The 12,079-nt window shown below is 33.8% G+C and carries 9 protein-coding genes; 4 read left to right on the forward strand and 5 right to left on the reverse strand.

Annotation, left to right across the window (positions count from 1 at the left end):
• Positions 1–45 precede the first annotated feature (45 nt).
• Positions 46–1,107 carry a chorismate synthase gene (gene aroC, locus Q0842_RS07105; RefSeq protein WP_298496071.1) on the reverse strand — a complete coding sequence of 354 codons (1,062 nt, stop codon included), beginning with the start codon at positions 1,105–1,107 and terminating at the stop codon, positions 46–48.
• Positions 1,108–1,295: 188 nt separating this feature from the next.
• Between aroC and Q0842_RS07110 the strand changes: the two genes are divergently transcribed.
• Positions 1,296–2,156, forward strand: coding sequence for a UDP-2,3-diacylglucosamine diphosphatase (locus Q0842_RS07110; RefSeq protein ID WP_298496073.1), 861 nt, complete (start codon positions 1,296–1,298; stop codon positions 2,154–2,156).
• A 47-nt stretch (positions 2,157–2,203) separates the two neighbouring features.
• On the opposite strand, the gene Q0842_RS07115 is transcribed toward Q0842_RS07110, so the two are convergent.
• A complete protein-coding gene (locus Q0842_RS07115) occupies positions 2,204–5,113 on the reverse strand; it encodes an FAD-binding and (Fe-S)-binding domain-containing protein (protein WP_298496075.1) in 2,910 nt (969 codons plus the stop codon).
• A 134-nt stretch (positions 5,114–5,247) separates the two neighbouring features.
• On the opposite strand from Q0842_RS07115, the gene Q0842_RS07120 reads away from it, so the two are divergent.
• Together Q0842_RS07120 and Q0842_RS07125 are read left to right on the forward strand one after the other, a co-directional pair.
• Complete coding sequence (locus tag Q0842_RS07120) at positions 5,248–5,739, forward strand: hypothetical protein (RefSeq protein WP_298496077.1); 492 nt, start codon at positions 5,248–5,250, stop codon at positions 5,737–5,739.
• A 234-nt stretch (positions 5,740–5,973) separates the two neighbouring features.
• Complete coding sequence (locus Q0842_RS07125; protein ID WP_298496079.1) at positions 5,974–7,689, forward strand: FAD/NAD(P)-binding protein; 1,716 nt, start codon at positions 5,974–5,976, stop codon at positions 7,687–7,689.
• A 2-nt stretch (positions 7,690–7,691) separates the two neighbouring features.
• Here Q0842_RS07125 and Q0842_RS07130 read toward each other — a convergent pair whose 3' ends face one another.
• Complete coding sequence (locus Q0842_RS07130; protein WP_298496081.1) at positions 7,692–8,465, reverse strand: TIGR03915 family putative DNA repair protein; 774 nt, start codon at positions 8,463–8,465, stop codon at positions 7,692–7,694.
• Position 8,466: 1 nt separating this feature from the next.
• Positions 8,467–9,729, reverse strand: a complete 1,263-nt coding sequence (locus Q0842_RS07135) for a putative DNA modification/repair radical SAM protein (protein ID WP_298496083.1) — start codon at positions 9,727–9,729, stop codon at positions 8,467–8,469.
• Positions 9,730–9,965: 236 nt separating this feature from the next.
• Between Q0842_RS07135 and Q0842_RS07140 the strand changes: the two genes are divergently transcribed.
• Positions 9,966–10,529: a hypothetical protein gene (locus tag Q0842_RS07140; RefSeq protein ID WP_298496322.1), complete on the forward strand. Its 564-nt coding sequence runs from the start codon at positions 9,966–9,968 to the stop codon at positions 10,527–10,529.
• Here Q0842_RS07140 and Q0842_RS07145 read toward each other — a convergent pair.
• Positions 10,526–12,052 (reverse strand): GH3 auxin-responsive promoter family protein, encoded by a 1,527-nt coding sequence (locus Q0842_RS07145; protein ID WP_298496086.1) that lies wholly within the window; start codon positions 12,050–12,052, stop codon positions 10,526–10,528. The two genes, Q0842_RS07140 and Q0842_RS07145, sit on opposite strands and share 4 nt — an antisense overlap.
• Between the last annotated feature and the right edge of the window lie 27 nt (positions 12,053–12,079).

Consider the following 12,079-nt stretch of genomic DNA (forward strand, 5'->3'; position numbering starts at 1 on the left):
CACAATAAAGATATAGTGTAAAGCGGGAAATAGCTTCTAAAACAATTAACTATACAGTTTGTTTATTAAATGGAAATCGGCTAAAACTAGTGCTGCCATAGCTTCTACAATAGGCACCGCTCTTGGCACTACACAAGGATCGTGACGCCCTTTACCTTGCATCTCGACAGTGTTACCAGCTTTATCGATGGTTTCGTACTTCTGAATTAGCGTTGCAACAGGTTTAAAAGCGACATTAAAATAGATATCCATGCCGTTGCTTATACCGCCTTGAACACCTCCTGAATAGTTGGTTTTTGTTGAGCCATCGTTATTGAAAGCATCGTTATGGTCGCTACCATACATGGTGCTGCCATGAAAACCACTACCATACTCAAAACCTTTTACGGCGTTTATAGACAACATGGCTTTACCTAATTGGGCGTGTAATTTATCGAACACTGGTTCGCCTAATCCTACTGGTACATTTTTAATTATACAGCTTACAATACCACCAACGGTATCGCCTTTGGCTCGAACTTCTTTAATATAGGTTTCCATTTTTGCCGCCATATCTTGGTCTGGGCAACGTACAATATTAGATTCTATTTGTGTAAGATCTATGTCGTTATATGGTGTATCTAATTTCATGGTACCAACGCCAGAAACGTAAGCTTTAATTTCGATACCTTTTAGCATTTGCTTTGCAATGGCTCCGGCTACAACACGACATGCAGTTTCGCGCGCAGAACTACGTCCGCCACCACGATAGTCGCGTACGCCGTACTTTTTATCGTAAGTATAATCGGCATGACTTGGTCTGTAACTATCCTTAATATGCGAGTAATCGTGAGATTTTTGATTGGTGTTTTCTATAACAAAACCAATAGAAGTTCCTGTGGTTACGCCCTCAAAAATCCCCGAATGAAATTTTACAGTATCTGGTTCTTTACGTTGCGTAACGATAGCAGATTGCCCTGGTTTTCTTCGATTTAATTCGTTTTGAATTTCATCTAAATCTAACTCAATTCCGGATGGACATCCATCAATAACACCACCTAAAGCAGGTCCGTGAGATTCTCCATAAGTTGTTAAATTAAATAGTTTTCCGAAGGAATTACCAGCCATAATTTCAATTTTTGGCTAAGTTAAATCTATTCTTATAAATACGAAAATGAAATCGTATTTAGCTTCACCATTTTTTGTAGGCAAATGCGTAACAATTAATTAACAATCAACTGACATATAATTAATTATAGCGTAATGATTACATAATACAAAAAGTTGTTATTTGTATTGTACCAAAAACACCCGACTTGAAAATTAAAAGAAAAGTAGAAATTGCCGTAATATCCGATGTGCATTTAGGCACCTACGGCTGTCATGCCAAGCATTTATTAACCTATTTAAACAGTATTGAGCCTAAAAAACTGGTGCTTAATGGCGATATTATAGACATTTGGCAATTTAGTAAGCGTTATTTTCCTAAATCGCACATGAAAGTTATTAAGAAACTAATGACTATGGCTTCCAATGGCGTAGAGGTTATTTACATAACTGGAAACCACGACGAAATGCTAAGAAAATTTAGCGGCACCACTATTGGAAACATCTCTATTGTAGATAAGGTGGTTTTAGAACTCGATGGACAAAAAGCTTGGTTTTTTCATGGCGATGTGTTCGATATTTCTGTGCAAAATGCCAAATGGTTGGCTAAACTAGGTGGTTATGGTTATGATTTGCTTACGCTTTTAAACCGAGGTGTAAATTGGTATTTAGACAAACGCGGTAAAGAACGTTATTCGCTATCTAAACGGGTTAAAAATGGTGTTAAAGGCGCGGTAAAATATATAAATGATTACGAAAAAGTCATTTCTGAACTGGCCATTGAAAACGAATACGATTATGTTATTTGCGGGCATATACACCAACCAAAAATGCAATATTTTGAGAATAAACATGGTAAAACCATGTATTTAAACTCTGGCGATTGGGTAGAAAATTTTACAGCTCTAGAATACCAATTTAAACGTTGGAAAATCTATAATTTTAATAAAGATAAACTAGCACCTTTTGTTGTTTTAGATGAAGATGATGACTTGCAAATGAAAGACTTAATTGCTGCCATAACCATTGTAGATCAGGCCGAAAAAAAGAAAAAAGTTAAAAAGCAATAAAAAATTTGAGTTAAACTGAATACTGCAACTGAGACTGATTACTGCAACTAAACAAGCGCTTCTCTTAAAATCGTTATTGGATGCTTAGCCTCACGATTGGTTCCATCCTTAATTTGATGCCTACAACTGGTTCCGTTTGCCGAAATTAAAACAGAATCTTCAGCCTTTCTAACTGCCGGAAACAAGGTTTGCTCACCTACTTGCATACTTACCTCATAATGTTCTTTTTCGTAACCAAAACTGCCTGCCATACCACAACAGCCACTTGGTATAATGGTCACTTTATAATTTGTTGGTAAATTTAATACCGCAAAACTCGATAACTGGTTACTCATAGCCTTTTGGTGACAATGCCCGTGGAACTTAATGGTTTTAGCCGCTAAGGTAAATTGCTCTGGCCTTATGTTGCCTAATTCGATTTCTTTTTGAATAAATTCTTCTATTAAAAATGTGTATTGCGATAGCGCTTTCGCGGAAGTAGTATCGTCTGCTAATTTTAAATACTCGTCTTTAAAGGTGTATATTGCTGAAGGTTCAATACCTATAAGTGGCGTTTCTTCTGAAACTTTATCTTTAAAAAGAGCAACGTTTTTATTAGCATGTTCTTTAGCTTCTTCTAGCAAGCCTTTTGATAAAAAGGAACGACCAGATTCGGCATTATCAATAATTTCAACATTATAATTTAAGGCCTTTAAAAGCTCTAATGCATCCTGTCCAATGGTAGCGTCAAGCCTATTAGTAAACTCATCATTAAACAAATACACCGTTTTTATATAACTATTAGGTTCACTTGTTTTTTTGAAGCTATCGTAGTAAGTACTTAAATTAGGTTTTGATAGTAAAGGCAAACTTCTTTCTTTAGCAATGCCAAAAGCACTCTTTAATAATAACGAGGTGAAATTATTAGAAAACATAAAATTTGAAAGCCCCGTAGTTTTACTTCCTAATTGGTTTAGTCTATTATTAAAAGCAAACAATTTAGTGCGCAAAGACACGCCATTTTCTTTTTGGTATTGGTATTGAAATTCCGCTTTTAAAGCTGCTACATTAACACTACTTGGGCATTCGCTAGAACAGGCTTTACAGCTAAGGCATAAATCGAAAACCTCCTTTAATTCCTCATGATTAAACTTATTAGATTTCTCCGAGTTGGTTAAAAACTCGCGTAACGCATTGGCTCTTGCTCGGGTAGTATCTTTTTCGTTTCTAGTGGCTCTGTAACTTGGGCACATGGTACCGCCAAACTCTGGTAATTTTCTGCAATCGCCAGAACCATTACATTTTTCTGCCTCCCTTAAAATACCTAAAGAACTAGAAAAATCTAGAAAGGTATCTAATCCGGGTTCTTCCCTATTTGGTTTATATCTTAAAGATTCATCCATTGGTAAAGCATCAATAATTTTACCAGGATTAAATATATTATAGGCATCGAAAGCCGTTTTTACGCGTTTTAAAATGTTATAATTTGCTTCACCTATCATTAATGGAATAAACTCCGAACGCACAATACCGTCACCATGCTCGCCACTCATAGAACCGTTAAACGATTTTACTAAATAGGCGACGTCGGTGGTTATTTTTCTAAACAAATCAACATCGTCAGCCTTCTTTAAATTTAAAATAGGACGCAAATGTAACTCGCCAGCTCCTGCATGCGCATAATAAATAGCATCTTGCTTATAGCCTTTCATGAGCTTTGAAAACTCCGCAATATATTTCGATAAATCTGGTAAAGCTACGGCAGTATCTTCAATACATGCCGCCGATTTTTTATCGCCAATAATATTACCCAATAAACCTAAACCTGCACTACGTAAATTATTTGCTTTACTAATGTCCTGCCCAATAAGTTTTGGATTAGCATAACTTAAACCCGTATCGATAATTGTTTTTTCAAGCTTATTAGCTAATAGCTTAACGGCTTCTGGAGTTTCCGCACGAACCTCGCACATTAAAATAGCTTTAGGATCTCCTACTATAAACTGTCTGTTTTCTTGCTGTGTTTTATTGTGTTTTGTGCAATCTAAAATGGTTTTATCCATCATTTCGCAGGTGTACAAATCATGTTGCATAACAGGTTGTACAGCATCCAAACAACTCTCAATGCTATCAAAGTGTGCCGCCACAATAATAGCCTCAGTTGGTGGTAATTTATCTAGTTTTAAGGTTATTTGTGTGGTAAATGCCAATGTGCCTTCACTTCCAGAAAGCAGTTTACACATATTAAAATTTTGTGGAGCGTCCGTAAACACTGCAGATTTTATTAGTTCATCAATGGCATAACCGGTATTTCTTCGGTGTATTTCTGGTTTTGGAAAATGTTTATAAATACCAGCTCTAACCTCTTCCGATTTTAATTCGTTATAAATTGTTTTATAAATTTCGCCTTCTAAGGTTTCTAACTTAGTTTTATCATGAAACGCTTCTTGAGATAATTCATTAAAAACAACTTCGCTACCATCGCTTAAAATGGTATGCATTTCTATAACCTTATCTCGTGTAACGCCATATTGTATAGAGGTTGTGCCAGAGGAGTTATTACCAACCATACCTCCTATCATACATCTATTAGAGGTTGATGTATTAGGACCAAAAAACAAACCATAAGGTTTTAAGTAATTGTTTAAAGCATCTCTAACCACGCCTGGTTGCACGGTTACCGTTTGCGCTTCTTCATTAAGCTTAATAATTTTTGTGAAGTATTTTGAGACATCGACCACAATGCCATCTCCTACGCATTGTCCTGCTAACGATGTTCCCGCAGTTCTAGGAATTAATGATGTTTTGTTAGCCTTGGCAAATTTTATTAAGGTCTTTAAATCGTCTTCATTTTTAGGGTAAGCTACGGCTAATGGCAGTTTTCTATAAACTGAAGCATCAGTAGCATATATGGATTTTATTAAATTATCATGGTAAAGTTCTCCACTTAGTACTGATTTTAGGGTATTTAAATGCATTGAGCTAAAAAATATATGATATGCGTAAATATAAACACAAAAATGGCGTTATTTTTGTTATGTAATAAATTTTTAAATATGGTCTTATAATAAGCTAGACCATAAAAATAATATCAATCTTAAAACTTTAATTTATGAAAAAATTATTTTTATTATTAGTTACAGTAATTGGTTTTGCATTTTCATCTAATGCACAAGACATTTCAGAAAATGCTATTGGTCTTCGATTAGGAGATAGTGATGGCTTAGGAGCAGAAGTAACTTATCAACGTGCTTTAGGAGACAATAACCGTTTAGAAATTGACTTAGGTTGGAGAGATGGTAAAAACTACAATGGATTTAAGCTGGCAGGTTTATATCAATGGGTTTGGAGTTTAGAAGGTGATTTTAACTGGTACGCCGGTGTTGGTGGTGGTGTTGGATCTTTTGGTTTTGACAATCCAGGAGGAAAAGACATTACCGATACGTTTATTTTTGCTGCTGGAGATATTGGTATTGAATATAATTTTGATATACCTTTATTATTATCTTTAGATTTTAGACCAGAAATTGGTTTTGGTGATGACCTTTATAATAATAATGATTTAGATTTTGATATCGCACTTAGTATTCGTTATCAATTTTAATTTAATTTAATCTTATATGAAAAAAGCATCCATCTTTGGGTGCTTTTTTTGTTTATCTACTTATCGTTTTTAAAAAATTCTATTCCTGTATGATGGCTTTTCTAACTGGCAGCAGTATTACAATACTTTTAAATCTTTAAGGGTTTGTATTAACTTGTATTAGCTGCAGAAATTTAACATTAATAAATAACATCATAAATGCCACTTTTTATTTATCTTAACTAAAAAAAAGGAATGAAAAACTTTGCTATTATTGGAATTGGTCCTAGAGGATTATATGCTTTAGAAATGCTCTTAATTAATTTAAATAAGGCAAACAAAAAACTAAACATCACGATTTTTGAACCTACGGAGCACGAAGGTGCTGGCCCTGTTTGGGATATAAATCAAGCTGAAAGTAATTGGGTAAACATTCATGAACGCGCTTTAGATGGTTTAAAAGCAAGACCTTCCTTAATTTTCGATTCAAAACAAATTAGCAGTTTCCCCGCTTATCATGACTGGTCAGAGTTTAATCAAACCCAAAAAGATCCCGATACTTTTCCGTCTAGAAAAAAAATAGGACAGTATTTGCATGAGCGCTACCTTGCTTTGGAAACCGTTTTAAAAACATCGAAGTTTTTCAAAAAAGTAAATAAAGAAGTTACTGCTCTAGATTATCAGGACAATTTAATAAAGCTATCCGTCAACGAAAACCAAACCTACGTTTTTGATGCCATTTTAATTACTATAGGCCATCAACCCACCGAGCTTTCTGATGAGATGAAACAATGGAAACACTTTGCTGAAACTGAAAAAGACAACATTCAGTTTTATGAAAATCCGTATTCCGTTTGCAAATTTGAAGACCTAAAAAATCAGAAAACAAACACCATAAACATAAGAGGTTTTGGATTGGCGATGATTGATGTTATGCGCGCTTTAACAATTAATGAATTTGGATATTTTAAGGTAATTGATACGCATACTTTAAAAACCGAATACGTTCAGCTAAAACCACAAAACTTAAACCTTGTTCCTTTCTCTTTGGATGGAAAACCAATGGCTCCAAAACCATTAAACCAAGCTATTGACGATTGGTATAAACCAAATAACGAAGCACTAAGCGCTTTTAAAAACGAAATTGAATTAGCCTCGAAAAAGGAAATTACTAATGATACTCAATTTCTAATAGATGCTATATCCAAAATAGCTTCGCACATCTACTTATCTCTACAAAATAGAGCGCTACCACATAATTTAAATGATAAAGCGCTTAAACTTATAATTTCAAATTGGTTACAGGATAACAATTATAAGCACAAGCTTATCCAAAAGACAAATATGTCTACTTACAAACTTATAGAGCGCTATATACAAATGGGTTTAGGAAAAATCCCCGTGAGTTTAGATTATTGTGTGGGTCAAGTTTGGCGCCATTGCCAACCTACTTTATATGCCTCACTTTCACATTCCCGGTTAGATAATGAGGTTATTGAAGATATTATAAAACTCGATGACCGCAGTAAGCGTTACTCCTACGGACCTCCAATTGAAAGTATGCAGCAAATGCTTGCCTTAGCCGATGCTAACATTTTAGTATTTGATTTTGTAGACAACCCTGACATTGAAACGACTAACAAGGGATGGAAATTAACAAATAAAGAGGGTGACACCGTATCAACCAATATTATGATTAATAGTGTTTTAGATGCGCCTCAGCTATTAAAAGTAAATGCACCATTAGTGACTAGTTTACTTAAGAATGATTTAATACAACCTATACACACGAAATTGGGTATAGACACCTTAGAAAACGGCCAAGTAATTAGCACGATTAAAGACCAAAATTTGCCCATTTTTATTTTAGGACGCTTATGTAAAGGCAGCGTTATTGGTGTAGATGCCATATTAGAATGTTTTGGTAAACGTATTGAGGATTGGGCAGATGCCTTTACAAAACAGATTTAATTTTAATTAGGCTGCTTTTCGCTTAAATATTTCCAATAGCGTTTGGGAACATGTCTAATATGAAGATTCATGTTTTTTCTAGATTCTATATTTGTACTTTTGAAATAATGCTGCCATAGCTTTTGAAACTCAAATTCTTCATCCGAAAAATATTCTGCAGAAGTTTTCGTTGGATCGAAATCATCTGAAAAATTTAAATTAATAATTTCAACTTTTTGCAAATCATAATACAAGCCATAGTGCCTTTTTAAATCGTAAATAATCCATTTTTGATCGGCATATCTACTTTTAAAATGTTTAGAAATTAGTGGTAACACGTTAAAATCAGGTTCTATATTTGCAAAATAAATTTGATCTTTTGTCAATTTAAACCTTACAAATGCTTCCATTCTGTGTTTTTCTCTTCCTACCATTTTTGATATTTGAGATACTTTTAACACCGTAGGATTCGCATAATCTTTGTCTATAGGCACAGCGCTTTTAAAAGCATACTTTATAAAATCGAGTAATAATACTTCAATATCTTCTTTTTCACTTAAAAACGCGTAGTACACTTTAAAACTAGAAGCTTTGGATAGTTTAGTCTTTAGGCCTATCCAAACCCTATCGGCTTTATTAGTATCGGTAATAATTGTTTCAGAATCTGAAAAAAGTAGATTTTGTACCGCCGTTTCTTTTTGAATAGCAACATCCTCTAATTTATATTCATAAACGTTAAATACGCAGGTTAAAAACCCGTCGAAAGTACCATCGTAAATTAAATTAGAAGCCCTCATGTTAACCAAATAAATTTAGTTGGTTACTCAATGTTTTGGTGTATTTACTTGTAGAATTTTGTAAAATAAAGTTCTTAATTTGCGACGCTGTTAAATCTCTTCTTTCAAAATCGTTTGAATCGCAAATCATAAAATATCTAGCTCTGTTTAAAGCCACTCCTATCTTCTTGAGATGTTCCCAATTAAGCTTTCTATAACGTCTTGCATAAATAATTTTAGAAACCGATTTCATTCCTAAACCAGGAATTCTAGCAAGCATACGTTTATCAGCTTTATTCACATCTACCGGAAAACAATGTAAATTTCTTAAGGCCCAACTTAACTTTGGGTCTATATCTAAATCTAAATGTTGATGGTTTGCATTTAATATCTCATTAACATCAAAACCATAAAATCGCATTAACCAATCTGTTTGATATAGTCTATTTTCTCGAAGCATAGGCACTTCGGTTCCTATTTGTGGTAATCGGCTATCGTAACTAATAGGAACATAACCTGAGTAATAGACACGTTTTAAATTATAGTTTTTATAAAAATGATTTGAAGTTTGCATAATTTGAAAATCATTCTCGCCACTAGCACCAATTATCATTTGTGTGCTTTGTCCTGCTGGAGCGTATTTTGGGGTGCTTCTAATAATTTTCTTTTCGGCCTTATACTGTATAATTTCATTTTTAACCTTTACCATAGGTTTAATAAAATCGTCGTGATTTTTATCGGGTGCTAAAAGTTTTAATCCCGATTTGGTTGGGATTTCAATATTTACACTTAATCGATCTGCATATAAACCAGCTTCTCTCATTAACTCATCTGAAGCTCCGGGAATAGATTTTAAATGAATGTAACCATTAAAATTTTCTTCTAGTCTAAGTTTTTTGGCAACACCTACTAAACGCTCCATAGTGTAATCGGCGCTTTTAAAAATACCTGAACTTAAAAACAAACCTTCAATGTAGTTTCTACGGTAAAAATTCATGGTTAAGTCTACAACTTCTTGAACTTTAAAAGCAGCTCGTTTTATATCGTTACTTTTTCGTGTAACACAGTATGCGCAATCGAAAATACAATGATTCGTAAGCAGGATTTTTAATAATGATACACAACGCCCATCCTCGGTATAAGAGTGACAAATACCCATTCCTGTTGCATCGCCCAAACCTTTATTGGTGTTCTTTCTGTTACTTCCGCTAGACGAACACGACACATCATATTTGGCGGCGTCTGCTAATATTTTAAGTTTTTCTTGGGTACGTTCAAAGGACATAAATAGATAAATATTGAGGGTAAAAGTAGATTTAGGATTGTTAATAAAGATACGATAATAAATTAAATTTAAAGATCAAAAACGGTCTCTTTGGAATTAATTATAACGCATTTAAATCAATAATTAACGCAATCAATTAATCTTGTTTAATAAACCAGAATAATTAGCTATTTTACTTAAATCACGATATAAAAATGTTTAAAACAATCATTACATTAATACTTTTTTCACAATTTATGAGCGCACAACACGACATACCAAATATTATTAATGCTGAAATTAAAAAGTCGCTATCCTATTACCCTGAATTAGTAAATACCAAAATTAGTTTTAAGTTTAAAAAAAACATAAAAAAATCTACCATGCAAGCTAGACCTAGCTTTGGTAGCTTTTTTAAAAGTAAAAAAAACAGAAGCTATTTGATTTTAATTAGCGAAACCTTTAAAATTTCTGATAAAAGATTTCTAACCAAACACATTCCTTCTGATATATTAATTGGTTGGATAGGACATGAATTGGGGCATATTATGGATTATCAAAACCGAAGCAAATTAAACTTAATAAACTTTGGTATTAGATATTTGTTTTCTGAAAATCATATTGTAGAAGCAGAGCGTGCGGCAGATACTTTTGCTGTAAACCATGGTATGGAAAGCTATATTTTAAAAACAAAAAACTTCATTTTAAACCATGCCGATATTAATGAAAATTATAAAAACAGAATAAAGCGCTTTTACCTGTCGCCCGAAGAAATTATGGAATTGGTTAATACCAGAAATGAAAAACTACAAACAAATTAATTTTGCTTAACAAAAGTCTGCCATTCCTTAAATTTATCTTCTCCCATAACACGTTCCATTTTTACTTGCCCACCTTTTTTCTTGTTGGCACCACTCCACTCATGAAAAACTGATGGGTTTATCAGCTTTACTTTAACACCTTTTAAAGCTTTACTTCTAGCTACTTTATAATTTTTATTAGCTGCTTTTAAAAACCCATCTAAAGCTTCGGCAACCTCAGAATCATCAAGGTTTTTGGCTTCACTACCTATATACCAAAAATGATAAAACTCATCGTCTTCACCTCGTTTTGCACAAATAGTATATTCTGGAATTTTAGTAGAGAATTTTTCTTCTAATTTTTGCATAGCATCATCCATTTTATTAACAGAAAGCTGAGAGCCTACGGTGTTTAAAAAGAATTTGGTACGTCCTGTAATTTTAATTTCGGCGCGCTCAATATCAGTAAACTCAATAGTATCGCCAATTAAATAACGCCAAGCGCCACTAACGGTGCTCATGATTAACACATAATCTTGATCGCGTTCTACTTGCTCCAAAGTTAAGGCAGGAGCATCTTGAGATAGCGACCCATCTTTATTTATATATTCTGGTTTAAACGGCACAAACTCAAAATAAATACCACTATCGGTATTTAATTGCATAGCATCTGTTTCGGGGCGTACTTGTGTGGCCACATAACCCTCGGAAGCTAAATATGTGTCTATAACCGTAACGGGTTTGCCCATTAAAGCATTAAAACTTTTTTCATACGGGCTAAATGCTACACCACCTGAAGTGTAAACTTGTAAGTTTGGCCAAATGTCGTGTATGTTCTCTAAATTATGGTGATCTATAACTTTTTGAAGCATTAATTCAATCCATGATGGAATACCACTTAAAGCTCCTATATCCCAATCTTGAGCACGTTCTGCAATACGTTGCACACGAGCATCCCAATCGTCAATTTGAGCTATTTCTTCACCTGGTTTATAATAACTTCTGAACCAAAACGGGATATTACTAGCACTTATTCCACTAATTTCGCCTTCAAGGTGATCATTGTTTTCTTCTAAATCTGTTGAGCTTCCTAGCATCATGATTTCTTTTTCGAAAAATTCAGCTGGTAAATCAAAATTATGAAGAGCGAATACTTGCTTTATTCCCGATTCTCTTATGGCAGAAATCATATCGTCCGTTACCGGAATACGCTTACTTGTTTTACCGGTTGTACCAGAACTTAATGCAAAATAAGACGGAGCTCCAGGCCAAGTAACATCGGTTTCACCTTCATGTAATTTACTCCACCAAGAGTTATTAATTTTATTATAGTTGAAATAAGGAACTGTATTGGCAAAAGTAGTTCTTAGATTATCAGAATTTAATATGTCTGAAAAATGGTGATATATACCAAATTGGGTGTCTTTTGCTTTTTCTAATAAATTTTTTAATACCGCTTTTTGAGCCTCAATATGATTTATCTCTGAAGATAGTGTCTCTTTTAAATCAATAACTCCTTTAATAATATTTCCTAGTATTGCCATGATATTCTGTTTTTATCAAAGTTGAAA

Source organism: uncultured Algibacter sp., from assembly GCF_947495675.1.
Lineage (GTDB): Bacteria > Bacteroidota > Bacteroidia > Flavobacteriales > Flavobacteriaceae > Algibacter_B.